The organism is Ensifer sp. ENS06 (assembly GCF_014852205.1).
GTDB lineage: Bacteria > Pseudomonadota > Alphaproteobacteria > Rhizobiales > Rhizobiaceae > Ensifer > Ensifer adhaerens.
In genome coordinates this window covers 163,983-182,229 of sequence record NZ_JACVBC010000005.1, presented here as the reverse complement: position 1 = coordinate 182,229, position 18,247 = coordinate 163,983, and the positions used below count along the sequence as shown (strand labels likewise).

16 protein-coding genes are annotated in these 18,247 nt (G+C 60.9%); 11 read left to right on the top strand and 5 right to left on the bottom strand.

Features of this window, described 5'->3' with window-relative positions; translation table 11 throughout:
- Positions 1 to 423 precede the first annotated feature (423 nt).
- The 4 genes from IB279_RS19995 (at position 424) to IB279_RS19980 (ending at position 4,746) form a co-directional block, all read left to right on the top strand.
- Complete coding sequence (locus tag IB279_RS19995; RefSeq protein ID WP_034797965.1) at positions 424 to 1,104, top strand: sugar transferase; 681 nt, start codon at positions 424 to 426, stop codon at positions 1,102 to 1,104.
- Between the two features lie 65 nt (positions 1,105 to 1,169).
- On the top strand, positions 1,170 to 2,441 hold the full coding sequence (locus tag IB279_RS19990) for a polysaccharide biosynthesis/export family protein (RefSeq protein ID WP_113504484.1): 1,272 nt from the start codon (positions 1,170 to 1,172) through the stop codon (positions 2,439 to 2,441).
- An 8-nt stretch (positions 2,442 to 2,449) separates the two neighbouring features.
- The gene (locus IB279_RS19985) at positions 2,450 to 3,733 is read left to right on the top strand and encodes an O-antigen ligase (protein WP_192339615.1); all 1,284 of its coding nucleotides are present in this window, start codon (positions 2,450 to 2,452) and stop codon (positions 3,731 to 3,733) included.
- Positions 3,730 to 4,746, top strand: coding sequence for an acyltransferase (locus IB279_RS19980; RefSeq protein ID WP_192339613.1), 1,017 nt, complete (start codon positions 3,730 to 3,732; stop codon positions 4,744 to 4,746). The genes IB279_RS19985 and IB279_RS19980 overlap by 4 nt, the downstream gene beginning before the upstream one ends.
- Before the next feature lie 55 nt (positions 4,747 to 4,801).
- Here IB279_RS19980 and galE read toward each other — a convergent pair whose 3' ends face one another.
- Positions 4,802 to 5,788 (bottom strand): UDP-glucose 4-epimerase GalE, encoded by a 987-nt coding sequence (galE, locus tag IB279_RS19975; RefSeq protein ID WP_060521088.1) that lies wholly within the window; start codon positions 5,786 to 5,788, stop codon positions 4,802 to 4,804.
- 331 nt (positions 5,789 to 6,119) lie between these two features.
- Between galE and IB279_RS19970 the strand changes: the two genes are divergently transcribed.
- The 7 genes from IB279_RS19970 (at position 6,120) to IB279_RS19940 (ending at position 13,635) form a co-directional block, all read left to right on the top strand.
- Positions 6,120 to 7,757: a TIGR04028 family ABC transporter substrate-binding protein gene (locus tag IB279_RS19970; protein WP_090297217.1), complete on the top strand. Its 1,638-nt coding sequence runs from the start codon at positions 6,120 to 6,122 to the stop codon at positions 7,755 to 7,757.
- Between the two features lie 66 nt (positions 7,758 to 7,823).
- Positions 7,824 to 8,768: an ABC transporter permease gene (locus IB279_RS19965; protein ID WP_090297219.1), complete on the top strand. Its 945-nt coding sequence runs from the start codon at positions 7,824 to 7,826 to the stop codon at positions 8,766 to 8,768.
- Entirely contained in the window at positions 8,765 to 9,646 is an 882-nt protein-coding gene (locus IB279_RS19960) for an ABC transporter permease (RefSeq protein ID WP_090297221.1), read from the top strand. The genes IB279_RS19965 and IB279_RS19960 overlap by 4 nt, the downstream gene beginning before the upstream one ends.
- The gene (locus IB279_RS19955; RefSeq protein WP_090297224.1) at positions 9,643 to 11,283 is read left to right on the top strand and encodes an ABC transporter ATP-binding protein; all 1,641 of its coding nucleotides are present in this window, start codon (positions 9,643 to 9,645) and stop codon (positions 11,281 to 11,283) included. Before IB279_RS19960 ends, IB279_RS19955 begins: the two co-directional genes overlap by 4 nt.
- 27 nt (positions 11,284 to 11,310) lie before the next feature.
- Positions 11,311 to 12,357, top strand: coding sequence for a putative FMN-dependent luciferase-like monooxygenase (locus IB279_RS19950; protein ID WP_090297227.1), 1,047 nt, complete (start codon positions 11,311 to 11,313; stop codon positions 12,355 to 12,357).
- A gap of 39 nt (positions 12,358 to 12,396) precedes the next feature.
- Positions 12,397 to 13,014 carry a CMD domain protein gene (locus IB279_RS19945; RefSeq protein ID WP_192339611.1) on the top strand — a complete coding sequence of 206 codons (618 nt, stop codon included), beginning with the start codon at positions 12,397 to 12,399 and terminating at the stop codon, positions 13,012 to 13,014.
- Between the two features lie 18 nt (positions 13,015 to 13,032).
- Entirely contained in the window at positions 13,033 to 13,635 is a 603-nt protein-coding gene (locus tag IB279_RS19940; RefSeq protein WP_090297233.1) for an alkylhydroperoxidase domain protein, read from the top strand.
- Between the two features lie 328 nt (positions 13,636 to 13,963).
- Here IB279_RS19940 and IB279_RS19935 read toward each other — a convergent pair whose 3' ends face one another.
- The 4 genes from IB279_RS19935 to IB279_RS19920 all read right to left on the bottom strand — a co-directional run bounded on the left by IB279_RS19935 (position 13,964) and on the right by IB279_RS19920 (position 18,221).
- Positions 13,964 to 15,013: a porin gene (locus IB279_RS19935; protein ID WP_090297235.1), complete on the bottom strand. Its 1,050-nt coding sequence runs from the start codon at positions 15,011 to 15,013 to the stop codon at positions 13,964 to 13,966.
- 504 nt (positions 15,014 to 15,517) lie between these two features.
- Positions 15,518 to 15,925, bottom strand: coding sequence for a DUF983 domain-containing protein (locus IB279_RS19930; protein ID WP_060521096.1), 408 nt, complete (start codon positions 15,923 to 15,925; stop codon positions 15,518 to 15,520).
- 178 nt (positions 15,926 to 16,103) lie between these two features.
- Positions 16,104 to 17,501, bottom strand: coding sequence for a PLP-dependent aminotransferase family protein (locus IB279_RS19925; protein WP_090297240.1), 1,398 nt, complete (start codon positions 17,499 to 17,501; stop codon positions 16,104 to 16,106).
- A gap of 102 nt (positions 17,502 to 17,603) precedes the next feature.
- Complete coding sequence (locus IB279_RS19920) at positions 17,604 to 18,221, bottom strand: LysE family transporter (protein WP_113187720.1); 618 nt, start codon at positions 18,219 to 18,221, stop codon at positions 17,604 to 17,606.
- Positions 18,222 to 18,247 lie beyond the last annotated feature (26 nt).

Genomic DNA, 18,247 nt, shown 5'->3' with positions numbered 1-18,247 from the left:
TTGCGAGTCTTTGTGTGCGCCGCGAAGACTTGGTGCGACGCAGCAAAATTTGGGAAATACGGACGACCGATAATTTTGGAGCAGGGGAAATCACGCTCCCGAAGCTCAAGGAAAACATCGGCCTGCGAAGATATCGCCACTTCTCCGGAAATGTAATTTGGCTCGCCAGAAACAATACAGGAATACGTGCGAGGTGATACTGTTTCTCGCAATAATATAACAGCGCCTGTCACGAGAAATATTTCATATTCGAAAGTGGTGATATACGCATTTTGGCCCCTTCTCGGATACTCGCCTTTATTTCGCCTTCAAAAAGCAAATCCTTACCGGACGTTCATTATTCACGATGAGCGCGCCCCAGTGTGGGCTGTAGGCCCCCCTGGGGAGACCGACAAATCGCCAAACGTAAATGGAGTCACCTCTATGAAGTCTGCGACCAGATCGGCCAATTCGCCGTTTTTCAGTGCCGCAGAGTTTGCGGCAATCCCACCCGTGGGTGGCGTTTCGAAGCGTGGCTTCGACGTGCTTGCCGCTTCCCTCGCCCTCGTTTTCTTAAGCCCGCTGTTCCTGATGCTCATGGCGCTGGTCAAGTTTTCCGACGGCGGCAGCATCTTCTACGGCCACCGCCGCATCGGCCACAACGGCAAGTCGTTCCGTTGCCTTAAGTTCCGCACCATGCGCCCTGATGGGGACCGGATCCTGCAGGACTACCTCAAGGCCAATCCGGCCGCCTACGAGGAATGGCGCGCGACGCGCAAACTGCAGGACGACCCGCGTGTTACGGTCGTCGGCAGTGTCCTGCGCAAACTAAGCCTTGATGAACTGCCGCAGCTCGTCAACATCGTGCGCGGTGAAATGAGCATGGTTGGCCCGCGCCCGGTGGTGGAGGACGAACTGGAGCTCTACGACAGCGCCGCCGTCTACTACCTGCAATCCCGACCCGGTCTTACCGGCCTTTGGCAAATCAGCGGGCGCAACGACGTATCCTACGCAACCCGCATCGCGTTCGATACCCAGTACGTCCAGAACTGGTCGCTGCTGAAGGACTTCTCCATCGTTGTCAGAACCATTCCCGCCGTTTGCCTTTCGCGCGGCAGCTACTGACGAAACAGCGCCTGGAAAGCCCGCGCGACCGGTCGCGGGAAGGCGCCTTCATTCGGGAAGCCCAAATGAGAGAACATCATCTGTCGGGAAAGTCGCGCATGCCGCGCACGCTACCCCGTTTCCTGCGCCGGGCGGTTTTCATCGCCGCGGCGCTCACTTGTGCTTTTCCGGCTTGGGCCGATGAGTATCAGCTCGGCACTATGGATAGGCTGAGAATTCGCGTGGCCGAATGGCAGACCGCGGAGGGGGCTGTCCGCGACTGGTCGGTCGTCAGCGGCGAGTACACCGTTGGTCCTTCGGGTGCTCTATCCTTGCCCTTCATCGGCGACCTGCCGGCGGCGGGCAAGACGACGACCGAAGTTGGTGAAGCGATCGGCGAGAAGATGCAGACGCTCTTCGGTCTGCGCGATCGGCCGTCCGCCTCCGTCGAACTCGCGCAGTACCGCCCGGTTTATCTCGCGGGCGAGGTCCAGAAGCCCGGCGAATATCCTTTTGCCCCCAATCTGACGGTGTTGAAGGCCGTAAGCCTTGGCGGCGGATTGCGCCGTTCGGAAAGCGGCCAGCGCTTTGCGCGCGACTACATCAATGCGCATGGCGATTCGAGCGTCCAGACATCCGAGCGCAACCGGCTGCTGATCCGTCGCGCCCGCCTTCAGGCCGAGATCGCCGAAAAGGATGGCATCGAACTGCCGAAGGACCTTCAGGGTGTTCCCGGTATCGACAAGCTTCTCGCAAACGAGACCGCATTGATGGCCTCGCGTGACAGGAAGCAGAAGCTGCAACTGGAGTCGCTCGCCGATCTGAAGTCCTTGCTCGAAAGCGAAATCCAGTCGCTGGCAAAGAAGACGGAAACCCAGAACCGCCAGCTCGAGCTCGTCGTTGAAGACCGCGAGAAGGTCGAAAGCCTCGCCGAAAAGGGCCTGGCGCTCAGCCAGCGCAAGCTGTCCCTGGAGCAGCGCGTAGCCGAACTGCAGGCCGCCCTTCTCGACATCGATACTGCTTCGCTGAAGGCGAAACAGGATGTCAGCAAGGCGGGCCAGGACGAAACCAATCTTCGCAACGATTGGGACGCTCAGCTGGCGCAGGACCTGCAGAACACCGAGGCCGAACTCGACACGCTTTCGATCAAGCTCGGCACCAGCCGCGACTTGATGGCCGAAGCGTTGCTGCAATCGGCCGAAGCCGCGCAGTCGAAAGACAATACGGAGGAGGCGACGATCGCCTATTCGATCATGCGCGAGCGCGACGGAAAGCCGACAGAGATCTCCGCCGACGAAAATACGCCTGTATTGCCCGGTGACGTGATCAAGGTCGAAGCCAACCTGGCAACGCAGTAGGAACGGCTGTGAAAATTTCGAAGGCGAGCCTGATTTCTCCCGATCGCAATGGTGTCTATGGCACTGTTGCGATCGCGCTATCGCTGTTCGTCTTCGCCTATTCCTCGCGCTTCGGACAGGCGTCGATCCTGCTCTACTATGGCCTGTGGCTGCCGCTGGTGCTGGTCGATTATCGTCGTGTGCTCGGCAATTACGGAATCCGCCTCTGGATCTTAGGATTTGCGATCTTCGCCTGCCTGTCGGTCTTCTGGTCGGCGGCGCCCGGAATGACGGCGCGAACGGGGATACAGTATCTCTCCCACGTGATCTGCGCCCTGATTGCCATGCGGGTTGTCGACATCAGGACCCTGGTGCGCGGCGCGATTGCCGGAACCGGCGTCGTTCTCGTCTACTCACTCCTCTTCGGCGTCTACCACCTCGATCCTCTCGACGGCACTTACAGCTTCGTCGGCGCTTTCGCCTCGAAGAACCAGCTGGGCTTCTACGCCTCGCTCGGCATCTATTTCGCCTTTGTCGCGCCGATCGCGCTTGGCGAACGCGGCCTGTGGTTCGCGGCAGCCAGCCTGGTCGCGTTGCTGTCGGCCTATTCACTTTTTGCCTCGCAATCGGCGACGTCGGTGTTGACCACAGTGGTCATCATCGGGGTGTGGCTGGGCATGCGGTTGGTCGGACTATTGTCGCCGGCACACCGCAAGGGGCTCTTCCTCGCCGCCGCCGTCTGTGGCGTCATGGTCGCCGTTGCGGCCATCTATGGTGGGGGCGTCGATCTTGTCCTCGGGCTTTTCGGCAAGGATTCCACCCTAACCGGACGGACCTATCTGTGGCAGCAGGGCATCGAGGCGGCCATGTCGTCACCGCTGGTCGGTGTCGGCTATCAGGCCTATTGGGTCCAGGGCTTCTCGGAGCCCGAACGCCTGTGGGAAGAGTTCTATATTGCCACGCGCTCCGGCTTCCACTTCCACAACACCTTTATCGAAGCGATGGTGGAGACCGGCGCGATCGGGCTCGTGCTTCTGTCCGGCATCCTTCTGATAACCGTGCTCGGGCATACCAAGCGGTTGTTGACGCAGGATCATGACACGCAATCTTCCGTGCTCTTCGGCATAGCGCTGCTTCTGCTGGTGCGGTCCTTCGTCGAAATCGACATCATGAACCCCTATCACATCGGCTCGTTCCTGCTCTATTTCGCCGCCGGAAAGCTGACTTTACCGGAAGCGCGCACGCACCAGAGCGTCGAAGATCGTCCGGCGCCGGCCGTATCGGAGATCCCGCTACGACTGAGGTATCAATGATCAGCGCCCCGACGACAACGATCTACGGCATTCAGTATCTGCGGGCCGTCGCAGCGCTCGGGGTCGTCGTCTTTCATGCCGCCGAGCGCACCGGGCACCACTTCGCAATTGGTGCTGCCGGCGTCGACGTCTTCTTTGTCATCAGCGGCTTCATCATGTGGGTGATCAGCGAACGGCGGCCGGTGTCACCGCTCGCCTTCCTCCGCGATCGCATCCAGAGGATCGCGCCGATCTACTGGCTCGCAACCGCGGTCATGGTCATCGGCGGCCTTGTTGGCCTGTTTCCCAATCTTGTCTTGAGCAACGCGCATGTGCTTTCCTCGCTGCTGTTCATTCCCATGCGATCGCCAAGCAGCGGCGAAATCTGGCCAGTGCTGGTGCAGGGTTGGACGCTGAACTACGAGATGTTCTTCTATGCGATCTTCGCCTTGACACTGCTGTTGCCGCGGTCGAGCCGGTTGCCGGCGATCGCTGGCTGTTTCTCGGCGGTGGTTGCCATCGGCTTTGCCGTCGACAGCGACAACGCGCTCTTCGTCACCTATACGCGGCCGATTATTCTTGAATTTGTGGCAGGCATGGTCGTCGCCGAGTTGTGGCTGAGAGGCAGGGTGCCCGGCGCAAAGTCCGGCCTTATGCTTGTCGCCGGCGCGTTTTCAGGATTTGCGGCGGTCGCCGTGCTTCGCCTGCCTTTCGACGAATTCATCCTCGGGCCTTTGGCCGTCATGCTCGTCTTGGGAACGCTGGCGCTCGAAGCGCAGGGCTGGTTCCGCCCCAGCAGGCTGCCGATGATGCTTGGCGACGCATCCTACTCGATCTACCTCTGGCACACCTTTGCGATTTCGGTCGTGGTCAAGGCTTGTGGAATGATGGGTATAGGGCTGCTCACATCGGCGCTGCTGGCGGTCATTGCGGGGACTGCGCTTGGCGTTTTCGCCTATCTTCTGATCGAGAAGCCGCTGGCCACACGGCTGCGCTCGGGCTTTTTCTCAAGGCCGGTGCAGCGCACGGCCTGACAAATCGGAGCCGTCTGGCGCGGCGATCACCGCCGCGCCAGACGTGGTCTATATCTCAGACACCCTGATTACGACGGGAATGCCAGTTCCAGGCCGTGCGCGTGATGTCGGTGAGACCGTATTTCGGAACCCAGCCGAGAATGTCGCGCGCCTTGTCGTTGTTGGCGACCAGGGTGGTCGAATCCCCTTCGCGGCGGTCGACGAGATCGACCTGGAATTCGCGTCCCGAAACCTCGGAAATCGCCGTCAAGAGTTCCTTGACGGTCGTGCCGGTACCTGTTCCGAGGTTGAGCTCGACGCTGTCGCCGCCCGAAAGCAGGTGTTCGACCGCGCGCACATGGGCGTCGGCAAGATCAAGCACGTGGATGTAGTCGCGCACGCAGGTGCCGTCGCGGGTGTCGTAGTCCGTGCCGAAGATCTTGAAACTCTGGCGTCGGCCGAGGGCCGCGTCGATGGCGAGCGGGATGGCATGCGTCTCCGGCTCGTGCCACTCGCCGATGCGGCCTTCCGGATCGGCGCCAGCGGCGTTGAAGTAGCGCAGGATCACCGAGCGCAGGCCCTTGTACTGCCCGTAGTCCTTCAATGCCTGTTCGCACACCCATTTGGTCCGGCCGTAAGGGTTGATCGGCGCCTGGCGGTGCTGTTCGTCGATCGGCACGCTCTCCGGCAGGCCATAGGTGGCACAGGTCGAAGAGAAGACGAAAGCTTCGACGCCTGCGGCAAGGGCAGCCGAAAGCAAGGTCAGCGTGCCGATGACATTGTTGTCGTAGAAGGAAACCGGGTCTTTCACCGATTCACCCACCTCGATCATCGCGGCAAAATGCAGGATGGCGCGTGGCTTGTGACGGGCAAGGACTTCGTCGAGCCGCTTTCGGTCGCGGATATCACCCTTTTCCAGCACGCCCCATTTGACGAATTCTTCGTGGCCGTTCGAAAGGTTGTCGTAAACGACAGGCTCGAAACCCTTGTTGGCGAGTTCGAGGCACGTATGCGAGCCGATGTAGCCGGCACCGCCGACGACGAGGACTTTATTGCTTTCCATGATGCTTACGATCCTTGGGAGGTTCAGAGAAATTGCCAAGATTTTTCAACGGATGACGACAATGGTGTCAATGCCGCGCGCAATCAAGCACGTGTCCATGTCGCGTATGTGGCGGTGGTTACCAGCGGGCTTCTTTCCACACTTCCGTCGATCCCGGCCCTTCAAAATTGGTGGGAAAAATGCGGGAAGGGACAATTATCTCCCCGGCGACGGCGCGCTAGATGCTTCTTTCGGTTCGGGTAAAACATATAGCATATTAATTTACTAGATTTAATTGATTACGCCGGCCGCAGTCGTACCATAGCCTCCAGATTTCTGAAGGAAGGCTCTCATGACGACGAAACTGAAACGCTTGGCACTGACGCTCGCCACACTTGCGACCACTGGCCTGGCTCTGAGCGACGCGCAGGCGCAAGCGGCAGATCCGGTCAAGGGCGGTACGCTGATCTATCTTGAGCAGCAGGCCCATACGAACCTCTACCCGCCGGCCGGCGGCTTTTATCCGAACGGTGGCATCCTCAACCAGATCACCGACAAGCTGACCTATCAGAACCCGAAGACGCTGGAGATCGAGCCCTGGATCGCTGAATCCTGGACGGTCAACGCGAATGCGACCGAATATACGTTCAAGATCCGTCCCGGCGTGACGTTCTCCGATGGTTCGCCGCTCGACGCGGCTGCCGTTGCCAAGAACTACGACGTCTTCGGCCTCGGCAACAAAGCCCTGAAGCAGCCGGTCTCCGAGGTCATCAACAACTACGAGCGCAGCGAAGTCGTCGATCCGCTGACGGTCAAATTCTACTTCAAGAAGCCGTCGCCGGGGTTCCTTCAGGGAACGTCCGTGATCGGTTCGGGCCTGGTCGCGACAAGCACGCTGGCACTGCCCTTCGAAGAACTCGGCGACGCCACGAAAATCATCGGCTCCGGCCCATTCGTCGTCGAGAGCGAGACGATCGGCAAGGAACTGAACCTGAAGGCGCGCGACGAATACAACTGGGGCCCGGCCAAGCTCGAACACCAGGGCCGCGCCTATCTCGACGGCATCAAGTACATCATCACCGGTGAAGACAGCGTGCGCATTGGTGCACTGCTCGCAGGGCAGGCGGATTTCATCCGCCAGGTCCAGGCCTATGACGAGGGCCAAGTCGAGGCGCAGGACTATCAGATCTACGCGCCTTCCACCCGCGGGGTGAACAACAGTGTCGTCTTCCGCCCAGACAACCCGTTGGTGTCCGACATCAGGGTGCGTCAGGCGCTGCTGCATGCGACCGACACCAAGGAAATCGTCACCACATTATTTTCTGCCAATTATCCGCAGGCAACCTCGATCATCGCGTCGTCGGCCCTCGGCTACAAGGATATCTCGGCCAAGCTCGCTTTTGATCCGGCGAAGGCCAAGGCCCTGCTCGATGAAGCGGGCTGGTCGGTCGCCGCCAACGGTCTGCGCCAGAAGGACGGCAAGGAACTGGTGCTGACGGCTTATGAATCGCTGCCGCAGCCGCAGAACAAGGAAACGCTGCAACTGGTCGCGCAGCAGTGGGGAAAGGTGGGCGTCAAGCTGAGCGTTCTTGCCGGCGATAGCGGCAGCAAGACGGTGGATGATCTCGATCCGCTGAAGACGCCGGTGTCGCCTGCCATGGTCGGCCGTGCCGATCCCGATGTGATCAAGAGCCAGTACTATCCGAAGAACCGCGATGTGCTGCGCCAGAAGGGCGGGCTTAGCGACAAGGTCCAGAGCTTCGTCGATACCAAGCTGAATGGTCTGCTCGATGCGCTCGCGTCCGAGCCGGATCGCCAGAAGCGCCTCGCGATTGCCGGCGAGGTTCAGGATTACGTCGTCGATCAAGCCTATGCGATCCCGATCTTCGAGGAGCCGCAGGCCTATGCAGGTGCGCCCTACGTCCAGGGCGTGGCATTCGAGGCCGTCGGGCGTCCAAGCTTCTACAGCACCTGGCTTGCTGAACATTGATCGGTTCGACGGCCACCGCAACGTCGGTGGCCGTCGTCTCTGAAATCCGCCTGCGAGGAACGGATCATGTCCGCCTATTTGTTCAATCGTGTTGCTCAGGCTCTGTTTGTGCTTTGGGCCGCATTCACGATCTCTTTCGTGCTGCTGCAGGCAATGCCCGGCGATGCGATCCTCATTAAGTTCCAGAACCCCGATCTCGGCCTGACCGCCGAACAGGTCGCCGAAATCCGCGCCTCTTATGCGATCGATAGCTCCGTGCCGGTCCAATACGCGCGGACTATCGGCAAGTTCCTGGCCGGCAACTTCGGCTACTCGGTTCAAGCCGGTGTTCCGGTTTCAAGTCTGCTTGCTGCGCATCTGCCGGCAACGCTGAAGCTCGCGGGGCTCGGCTTCCTGCTAGCTGCGATCCTGGCGACCGTCATCGCTTTCCTCTCCAGTCTCGCGCCGTTTGCGTGGCTGCGTGGCGCGCTGCAGTCGGTTCCGTCGCTCTTCATTTCTATCCCGACCTTCTGGCTCGGCATCATGCTCATCCAGATCTTCTCCTTCCGCCTGAAACTCGTGCCCGTCATCAACCCTGGTCCCTGGCAGGAATTGATCCTGCCGGTTGCAACGCTTGCCGTGCCGATTTCCGCGCCGTTGGCGCAGGTGCTCGTTCGCAATATCGACGAGGTGATGACGCGGCCCTTCGTCGCCGTGGCGCGGGCAAAGGGCGCCACTCGCCTTTGGGTTCTCTGGCGGCACGTCGCGAAGAACGCGCTGCTTCCGACGCTGACGATTGCCGGCGTGTTGTTCGGCGAACTGATTGCCGGGGCCGTGGTGACCGAGACCGTCTTCGGGCTGAACGGCATTGGCGGGCTGACCGAACGCGCCGTGGGCAGCCAGGACGCAGCCGTGCTTCAGGCGATCGTCGTTCTGTCTGCGCTGGCCTTCGTGATCATCAATCTCGCTGTGGACCTGCTCTATCCGGTGCTCGACCCACGCCTCAGGACCAAAACGGGAGCCGTTGCATGACGACCTTCGATACGCTTCGCGATGACGCTATTGCGGCGCCAAGGGCAAAGAGCGAGCGGCGTTCTGGCGCGGCATCGCGGCTGCGCCGTGTACCCGTAGGACTGGCCCTTTCCTGGCTTATCCTCGGTTCTGTTTTCCTCTGGGCGGTCGCCCCCTCGTTCTTCACAGGCTACAACCCGCTTGAGGGCGTCGGTGGCGCGCAGTTGCAGCGGCCGAGCGCCGATCATCTGCTCGGAACCGATGCGCTCGGGCGCGATCTCTATGCGCGCATCGTCTACGGGGCCGTTCATTCCCTGACAGGTGCTTTTGTCGCCGTTGGGCTGGGACTTGCGGTTGGCACCGGTCTCGGCGTCGTCGCTGGTTCGGTGCGGCGTCGCTTCGACGATGCGATCATGCGCGTTGTCGACGTGCTCCTGTCGATCCCTCCGCTGCTGCTTTCGCTCAGCATCATTATCCTGCTCGGCTTTGGAACTGTGAACGCGGCAATCGCTGTTGGGGTCACCTCGGTGGCAGGCTTTGCCCGGCTGGCGCGGGCGGAAGTCGTGCGCGTGTGTCGCAGCGATTATGTCGAGGCGGCCTTCGGCAGTGGCGGGACCTTCGCCTCGGTTCTGTGGCGCAATATTCTGCCGAATTCCTTAACCTCGGTCGTCGCCTTTGCCGCGCTGCAATTCGGATCGGCCGTACTGCAGATTTCGACGCTTGGATTTCTCGGCTACGGCGCGCCGCCGCCGACCCCGGAATGGGGGCTGCTGATCGCCGAGGGGCGCAATTACATTTCTACCGCCTGGTGGCTGACCACCGCGCCAGGCATCGTGGTTGTCCTCGTCGTGCTGGCTGCCAATCGCGTCAGCCAATCTTTCGGGAGGCCCGCAGCATGACCGTCATACCTGGACCTTTTCCCCCCGTTCTCGAGGTCGAGGATCTTTGCATTGCCTACGCTGACAGCAGCGGCGAACGCCGCGCCGTTCATGACGTTTCGTTTCGCATCAATCCAGGCGAGGTTGTGGCCCTTGTCGGTGAATCCGGTTCCGGCAAGACGACGACCGCACAGTCGATCATCGGTCTGCTCGCTGCGAATGGCCGAGTGGAACGCGGAACCATCAAGCTGAATGGCACCGACATTGCCCGCTGGACGGATCGGCAACTGGATACGGTGCGCGGCGCGAGGATCAGCCTCGTGCCTCAGGATCCGGGAAGTTCGCTCAACCCGGTCAAGACGATCGGCTCGCAACTCGGCGAGATGTTCCGGATTCATGGTGCGCTGAGATCCGACGAGATCGAGGCCCAGGTGCTCTCTCTTCTGGCCCGCGTCGGCTTGAGCGAGCCGGCACTTCGGGCGCGGCAGTATCCGCATGAACTGTCGGGCGGCATGCGCCAAAGGGTCTTGATTGCGATTGCGATTGCGCTGAAGCCGCAGCTGATCATCGCCGACGAGCCGACGAGCGCGCTCGACGTCACAGTCCAGAAGCGCATTCTTGATCTCATCGACGAGTTGCGAACGGAGTATGGTACGGCCGTGCTTCTGGTGACCCACGATCTCGGTGTTGCCGCCGACCGGGCCGATCGGATCGTCGTCCTACAGGGCGGCCGGATTCAGGAGCAGGGCGCAACGGGCGCTGTTCTGGCCGCACCACGCAGTCCCTACACGAAACAACTGCTTTCGAACGCGCCATCCTTTACCGCCCCCCCGAGGTTGGCAACGGTTCGACCACCCGTTGCGGAGGCTCCGGACGATATCGTCGTCGTCGAGGGCCTTGTCCGCGAATTCGTTCGCAAGGACGGCGGATCCCCGCTACGCGCCGTCGACGACCTGAGCTTCCGCGTCCGGCGCGGAACGACACATGCGATCGTCGGGGAATCCGGTTCTGGGAAGACGACGACGATCCGCAACATCGTCGGCTTTGACAGGCCGACGGCCGGCCGGATTGAGATCGACGGCACCAATGTCTCGGGCCTGAGCGGAGAAGGGCTTCGGCAGTTCCGCCGCAAGGTCCAGCTCGTTTACCAGAATCCCTACGGCTCGCTGGACCCGCGTCAAAGCGTGCTGCAGATCGTGACCGAGCCGCTGACGAATTACCCGGGACTTCTACGTTCTGATCGTGAGGAGAAGGCAAGGGCGATCCTTGGCCGCGTCGGTTTGCCTGAGGACGCATTTGCACGGCGGCCCCATGCGCTTTCCGGCGGCCAGCGCCAGCGTGTTGCCATCGCCCGGGCGCTCGTGCTCGATCCGCAACTGGTTGTGCTCGACGAAGCGGTTTCCGCACTCGACGTCAGCGTGCAGGCCCGCATTCTCGACCTCTTGGACGAACTGCAGGGCGACCTCGGGCTCACCTACCTCTTCGTTTCCCACGACCTCGCCGTGGTGCGTCAGATCTCGGACACCGTTTCGGTTCTGAAGGATGGGCGGCTGGTCGACGGCGGAACCGTTTCCGACGTCTTCGAAAACCCTCGCAGCGATTACACCCGTGAGCTGATCAATGCCATTCCCGGACGCAACCGCCGGGCTGCGGCCTGAAGCAGCGGACTACAGACAGGACCGACCATGATTGAGACGACGCCACGCAAACGCCTTGGCTTTTTTACCCGGCTGCTCGACGACGTTCAGGCGGGCACCCGCTACTACTACGCAAAGGAGCAGATCGTCACCGCCGAGCGTTTCGGCTTCGACACGGCCTGGGTCGCGCAGCACCATTTCCACGCGGACGAAGGCGGCCTTCCGGCGCCTCTGGTTTTCCTTGCTCATGTCGCCGCGGAGACGACGCGCATCCGCCTCGGGACCGGTGTCATTACGCTGCCGCTCGAAAATCCGATCCGGGTGGCCGAGGACGCCGCCGTTTTCGATCTGCTCTCCGGCGGGCGACTGGAGGTCGGGTTCGGGACCGGCGGCACGCCGTCCTCCTTCACGGCCTTTGGCTTGGAAAGCGCCGATCGCGGCGCGATCTTCGGCAGGCATCTCCAAACGGTTCTCGACGCTTGGGCAGGTCGGGCCCTTCCAGGCGGAGATCGCCTCTACCCGTCAGCGCCGCAACTGCTCGGCCGTATCTGGCAGGCAACCTTTTCGGTGGCGGGTGGCGAGCGGGCAGGGCGGGCCGGCGACGGCCTGATGTTGTCACGCACCCAACCGCGGCCAGAAGACAATCCGCACGCTTCGCTGGCGGCGTTGCAAAACCCGATCATCGACGCCTATCTGCATGCGCTTCCTTCCGGCCGCGCGCCGCGTATCCTCGGTTCTCGCAGCCTGTTCGTTGCCGACAGCCGTGCCGAAGCGTTGCGGCTTGCCGAGGTTGGGTTGAGACGGGGTGCGGAACGACTGATCGCTAGCGGTCATACAGTTCCCGGCAATTCACTTGCCGATCTGATTGCGGCCTTCGACGTGCATGTCGGCTCCGTTGACGACGTCATTGCCAGTCTCAGCGCAGATGAAACGCTGGAGCGTGTCACCGATCTGGTGTTCCAGGTTCATTCCGTTGATCCGCCGCACCCATTGATTCTGCGCTCCATCGAGCTCATCGCCACCAAGGTCGCTCCGGCGCTCGGCTGGTCGCCGCAGGAGAAATTCCATGCCCGGCGTTTCGGCGCCGTCGGTTGAAACGGACAGCTGGTTCCATTTTTCAAAGGAGACGACGTCATGACCACCACGTCACCGGATATCATCGATCTGCTGGCCGGCATCACCGCCGGGTCGGCGCTCGACCGCATTCGCGCCCAACGGCCGGAAACCCGCGAACAGGCGCAGAAAAGCTATCTTGCACTCTTTCAGCCCGCGGATTTCGGCGACGTGTCGGCGGCGGAGCGGCATGCGGTCGGAAGTTTCGTTGCCGGCCTGCACCGTCAGCCGGACATTTTCGAATTTTACAGCAGTCCTTTCGAGGATAGCGACAACGATCGCTGGTTGATCGAGGTTATCAAGGCCGAGATCGGGGTAGGACGGGCAACAGGGCCATACGGCAACTATCCGGACGGGCCCCTTAATGGAGAGAATGAAGTCGGCCCACTCTATCAAGTATCACGGTCAAGCCGCGAGGTGCTCGGCCGTAAGCTGTCCGCCGCGCTGGAGCACGCCCACCTGCTCGTCTTCCATTTGCGTGATGCCAGCCCGCAGGCGTTGCAAGCCTTGCTCGACGCTGGCTGGACGACAAATGGTGTCGTGACCCTGTCGCAGCTGATTTCCTTCGTTGCGTTTCAGATCCGCGTCATCACCGGTCTTGGCTTGCTGTCGACCGCCACGAAGCGCGCTGCGGCTTAAGAACTCAAGGACATGCGAATGACCGAACATGCCATCATCCCGATCGTTGAAAATCCGCCTGTTACCTTCACGCAGGCCGAGATCGGCTGGACACCGTGGCTGCAGCCCTTGCCTGAGGAAGAGCTGACGGAGCGTCACCTCAAAGGCCTGGTCGAGGCTGGGCGCGCAAAGTCGCCTTACTTCCGCCTGCTCGTGCGCGATCCGGAAGTGCTTGAAGCGCGCACGAAAACTGACAAGGACATCTTCTACAACACCCGCTCGGGCCTGCCGCGCGCCGAGCGCGAACTGGCGGCGACCGCCGCGTCTAGATATAACGGCTGCATCTTCTGCGCCTCGGTACATTCGCGCTTCGCTTCGCATCACTCAAAGCGCACAGAGGATGTGCAGAAGCTCCTCGACGAGGGCGTCGGAACCGATCTCGGCGAACGCTGGAATGCAATCGTCGCCGCTTCCGTGGCGTTGACGGCGACCCCGCCTACCTTTGGGGAGGAGCACATCGGCCGACTTTCGGCAGCGGGCCTAGACGAACTGGAGATCGCCGACGTCATCCATGGTGCCGCCTTTTTCAATTGGGCAAACCGGCTGATGCTCTCACTTGGAGAGCCAACGCCGGCAAACTGAGCCGCACACGCGGTCGGTCGCAACCGACGCCAGACATAGGCGAGCCCGCAAGATCGAGATCTTGCGGGCTTTTGCATGCGCGTCACCTGACGCATCTCGAACCTGTGAGCGGCCGAAACAGAACCCGCGGTGATTGTTTGCGGTCAGAAAGCGGCAGGCACTCCAGAACAATTGCAATCGCGCAAAGCGCTCATGCCGGCTTCGATCGAAGTAATTCGGCTTTTCTGAAGAGTGGCACAAGAACAGCGGCCAATTTTACTTCCACCATAGAAAAAGCCCGCAACGTCTTACGATGTTGCGGGCTTCTTTCATCCGAGTTTTATTCGGATTAGAAGTTACGCTGCAGACGGACGAAGCCGAGAACCTGGTCGTCCGAACCGCCACCAACCTTGTCGGTGTCTTCGTACTGAACCGATACGCGGGTCGCGAGGCCTTCGGTGATCGCGTAGTCGAGCGTTACGCCAGCGCGCCACTTGGAGAGGTCGTTGTTGAAGTCGTTGCCCGTGCGCAGGCTATCCCAGTACTGAACGCCGGGGGTGATCTTCAGCTTGTCGGTTGCCTTGAAGGCGTACGAAGCAGCAACGGTCCACTCCGAAGCGTTCCAGTATGCGTTCGGGTTCGAAGCCCAAACACCGGCGACCTGGAAGACACCCGGGCCGAGGTCGGCCGAGAGCAGAGCGCGGATTGCGCCTTCTTCGTATTCAGAGTCGTAGCCGCCGAGCAGGTCGAAGGAAACGCCACCGAGCGTAGCCGAAACGATGGCTTCAACACCAACGCCGTTCGACTTGGTCGAGGTGCCTTCAAGTTCGTCAACGGCGATACCGGCCTGGAACGAACCGCCGTCATAGAGGTAGGCGATCGAGTTGAATTCGGTGACGTTGCCGATCGAGTCGGTTTCGCCGTTCAGGCCCTTATCCCACCAGCTGTAGAAGAAGCCGGCCTTGAGGCCGCCGAGCTGGATGTAGGCTTCATCAACGTCGATCAGGCTGTCGCCAGCGTCGGTGTCGTTGTCGGCGTTGAATTCAGCAGCGAAGAAGCCAGTGAGCGTGCCGTATTCGGTGTCGCTCTTGGCGTCGAACGAGATGTAAGCGCGCGAGAAGGAATCCCAGTCAGATGTAGACTGGCCGCCGAACTTTTCCTGATTGTAGCGGCTATCAGCGGCGTCACGACCAAACGAAGTCTGGAAACGGATGAAGCCGCCGATCTTGAGGCAGGTTTCGGTGCCCGGGATGTAGAAGTAGCCAGTGCCGAAAGCGTCGCAAACGCGAACGTATTCCATGGGCTCCGGCTCGGCTGCAACGATGGCGTCGGCAGCCTGAGCGCCGGAAACTGCTGCGAGAGCAGCAGCGGAGCCGAGAAGAAGGCTTTTGATAGTCATTCGATCGATCTCTCTAATGGTTATCAAGGTCAACAAGGCCCGCCCCTGGTGTCCCCCAGAGATTTATCGGTTACCTCGCTCGCGCTGCTACGAAATGAACCACTGCGATGACTCGCAGCGGGCAGCGGCGACACCGCTATCACAAAAAACAAGACAGTTACGCAACAAACGCGTTTCGAGCGTTTGTGAACAGCTATTACTATAAACTGTTGCACTTCGGCAACTATCATATATTTCTAAAATAAGTTTATCTTACAGATGATAGTAATGAATCCGAACTATATTAAAAGCGAAGCCTTTATATGACAAAATGCTCTCATAAAAACTTCACAGTTTGCACGTTGACGTCTTGATTTTGTTATTTTACGTAGAGCCGGCCTTTGAGAAGAGAGGCTTCCGGTGAAAGCGCCGTCAACTATCAACAGTTGGCGGCGCAATTATTTTTTAGGGGTATACACGGAGGCTTTGGGCTTCTCTTTCGCTCAGGAGTGAGCCTTCGAAGATCTACTGCGTCGCCACCGGCGGCTCGGCGTTTCGCCTTACGACCTTGCCTTCCTCAGCCTTGTAGAAAAACTGACTTGAGACGAGCCAGCCCTTCAGGGGGCGAAGCGGCGGAATGCAGGTCAGCAGCATGAAGGGCCCGGTCACCAGTAGGTGTATCCAGAGCGGTGCGCTGTATTGAACTTCCAGCCAGACGCCAAGGAAAACACTCGGTACGCAGGCAAAGCAGATGACGAAGAAAGCGGGGCCATCGGCCGGATCGGCAAAGGAGTAATCGAGGCCACAGACTTCGCATTCCTTGCGCATCTTCAGGAAGCCGTTGAACAGGTGCCCTTGCCCGCAGCGCGGGCAGCGGCCGCGCAAGCCAGTCTGCATGGGCGGGATCGGCGGCCAATCACTATCGGAAGACATGTTTGTTCCTTTCAGGCGTTCCGGTTGGCGCTGGAGTTTTGCGCCGAGATTGCCTGGATATGCGGCCGCTTCTTCTTCTTGGGGCCGCATCAGGCTCGCCAAGATTAGGCGCCGAAAAACATACATTGTCAATTTATTGTATGCATACATGTCTGCGACAATTTCGCCCGCCGACCATTTACACCACGAAGCTTGAGGCGGCGGGGGGCTGGCCGATGAGGTCGTTGATGACAAGAAGACTGCGTCGCAGCTCCGCGTGGCCGGCAGCGGCGCCGAGGCCGAGGCGGACGGCTTCCGGTGGCGCGCCGAGCGCAAAGGCGTCGCTTGCAACGACGCTGATGCCGGCTGCTTGCAATCGCGCGCTCAGTTCGCCGCGTGTCCAGGGCGGCGGCAACTGCAGCCAGGCGTGAAACGCGTGCGGATGCGTTTGTGCGACGCCGGCTGGAAGAAGCTCGGAGACGATGCGCTGTCGCGCCGCCGTCTCTCTACGTATGGCTGCGAGCACGGCGTCAGCCGTCCCGTCCTCGATCCAGCGCGTGGCGATAGCGGCCGCAAGAGGGGACGCCATGCCGACAGTGGCCCGGATCGCGCCTTCGACGCGGACCGAGCTTCGGCTGTCCGGCACGATAAGATAGGCGATGCGCAAGGCCGGCGACAGGCATTTCGCAAGGCCGCCGACATAGTAGACCAGGTCAGGCGCCAGCGCCGCCAACGGGCGCGGCGTCGAAACGGGAAGGGCGCCATAGGCATCGTCTTCGATGATCGCTACGTCGTGCCGCCGGGCAATTGTGACGATCGCCTGGCGCCGTTCGAGCGAAAGTGTCGTTGTCGTGGGATTGTGAAGCGTCGGATTACAATAGAGCGCTTTCGGCGTTTCCTTCGCGCAGAGTTCTTCGAATGCTTCGGGCAGGAGGCCCTCTCGATCCATGGCGAGGCCGTGCAGTCTGATGCCGAGATGTGCTGCGAGCGCGCGGAGGCCGGGGTAGGTGATTGCCTCGGCGCAAATCATGTCACCGGCCTTGGTCAGGCTGCCAAGCGTGGCAAGCAGAGCCCCTTGCGCGCCAGCGGCAATCAGAACGCGCTCAGCCGGAACCTCGCCCAGCCTGGGTTTCAGCCATGCGGCGCCTGCAGCACGGTTGTGCAGGGTGCCGCCCGGCGGCTGGTATCGCATCAGGAGTTCGAGCCCATGCTCGGCCTGCAGCGCCGCCATGTCGTCCCAGAGCCGAGCGGCGAGCATCGGGTCGTCGAACAACGGCGGCAGGTTCATGCTCATGTCGATGAGGCCGCCTGCCGGCGTACGGCCGGTTCGGATGCGTCGCGTTTTCACGTAGGTGCCCTGGCCGACCCGGCCCTCGACGAGGCCGCGATGCCGGGCTTCGTTATAGGCGCGACTGACGGTGGTGAAGTCGATCCCCAGCGCCTCGGCAAGCGTGCGTTGCGGCGGCAGACGCATCCCCTCGGAAAGGCGCCCTTCGCTGATATCGGCAGCGATGGCGTCGGCGATCGCGAGATAAAGCGGTCCATCCGATTTACGGATTACCGGTTGCCACGAAATTCCCAAGCGCACGTCCGTCATCGCGATTACCTCATGCTAATTGTATGGATATTGCATGGTTATCCGATTGAGGGCAAGTGTTAACAGTGGGAATGCAGCGGCACGCCCGCGACCAAGCGTCGCCTAGCGTGTCACGCTTGCCGTTGCCAGCAACGCGCCGAAGCCGACGAGCAGGGCGCCGAAGGTGCGATCGATCCAATGGCGAAGCGCGATAAGACGAAGCCGCACCGTGCCGGAGGAAAAGAACAGGGCAACGATTGCGAACCAGATCAGATGCGCGGCAGAGATGAACGCGCCGTAACCCATCTGGACGGGCAGAGCCGTGGTCGGCCCGACGACTTGCATGAACAGGCTGACGACAAAGATCGTCGTTTTGGGGTTGAGCGCGTTGGTGAGAAACCCCACACGCAGCGCACCGATGTCGGAGAGTGCGGGATGCACGGCCAAGCCCGTCGTTTCGGCTGGCTTGGTGCGTAGCATCCTGATGCCAAGCCAGATCAGATAGGCGGCGCCGACGAACTTCAGGACTGTGAAGAGAAATAGCGACTGGCGAATCAAGAGGCCGACGCCGAGCAAAGTGTAGGCGACATGGACCCAGACGCCGGCGGCGATACCGAGCGCCGTCAGGACGCCGGCCCGCCGCGACAAAAGCAGGCTGTTGCGTGTCACCATCGCGAAATCCGGTCCCGGACTGATGACGGCAAAGATTGTAATGGTTACTACAGCTAACAGTTCAGTCATTGTCTTTCCCGTTCGTCTCTTTCATT

Coding starts and splice junctions, on each gene's coding strand:
- IB279_RS19955 (WP_090297224.1), top strand. CDS start 9,643: ATGACCGTCATACCTGGACCTTTTCCCCCCGTTCTCGAGGTCGAGGAT.
- IB279_RS19990 (WP_113504484.1), top strand. CDS start 1,170: ATGAGAGAACATCATCTGTCGGGAAAGTCGCGCATGCCGCGCACGCTA.
- galE (WP_060521088.1), bottom strand. CDS start 5,788: ATGGAAAGCAATAAAGTCCTCGTCGTCGGCGGTGCCGGCTACATCGGC.
- IB279_RS19995 (WP_034797965.1), top strand. CDS start 424: ATGAAGTCTGCGACCAGATCGGCCAATTCGCCGTTTTTCAGTGCCGCA.
- IB279_RS19935 (WP_090297235.1), bottom strand. CDS start 15,013: ATGACTATCAAAAGCCTTCTTCTCGGCTCCGCTGCTGCTCTCGCAGCA.
- IB279_RS19960 (WP_090297221.1), top strand. CDS start 8,765: ATGACGACCTTCGATACGCTTCGCGATGACGCTATTGCGGCGCCAAGG.
- IB279_RS19950 (WP_090297227.1), top strand. CDS start 11,311: ATGATTGAGACGACGCCACGCAAACGCCTTGGCTTTTTTACCCGGCTG.
- IB279_RS19925 (WP_090297240.1), bottom strand. CDS start 17,501: ATGACGGACGTGCGCTTGGGAATTTCGTGGCAACCGGTAATCCGTAAA.
- IB279_RS19945 (WP_192339611.1), top strand. CDS start 12,397: ATGACCACCACGTCACCGGATATCATCGATCTGCTGGCCGGCATCACC.
- IB279_RS19980 (WP_192339613.1), top strand. CDS start 3,730: ATGATCAGCGCCCCGACGACAACGATCTACGGCATTCAGTATCTGCGG.
- IB279_RS19940 (WP_090297233.1), top strand. CDS start 13,033: ATGACCGAACATGCCATCATCCCGATCGTTGAAAATCCGCCTGTTACC.
- IB279_RS19920 (WP_113187720.1), bottom strand. CDS start 18,221: ATGACTGAACTGTTAGCTGTAGTAACCATTACAATCTTTGCCGTCATC.
- IB279_RS19930 (WP_060521096.1), bottom strand. CDS start 15,925: ATGTCTTCCGATAGTGATTGGCCGCCGATCCCGCCCATGCAGACTGGC.
- IB279_RS19970 (WP_090297217.1), top strand. CDS start 6,120: ATGACGACGAAACTGAAACGCTTGGCACTGACGCTCGCCACACTTGCG.
- IB279_RS19965 (WP_090297219.1), top strand. CDS start 7,824: ATGTCCGCCTATTTGTTCAATCGTGTTGCTCAGGCTCTGTTTGTGCTT.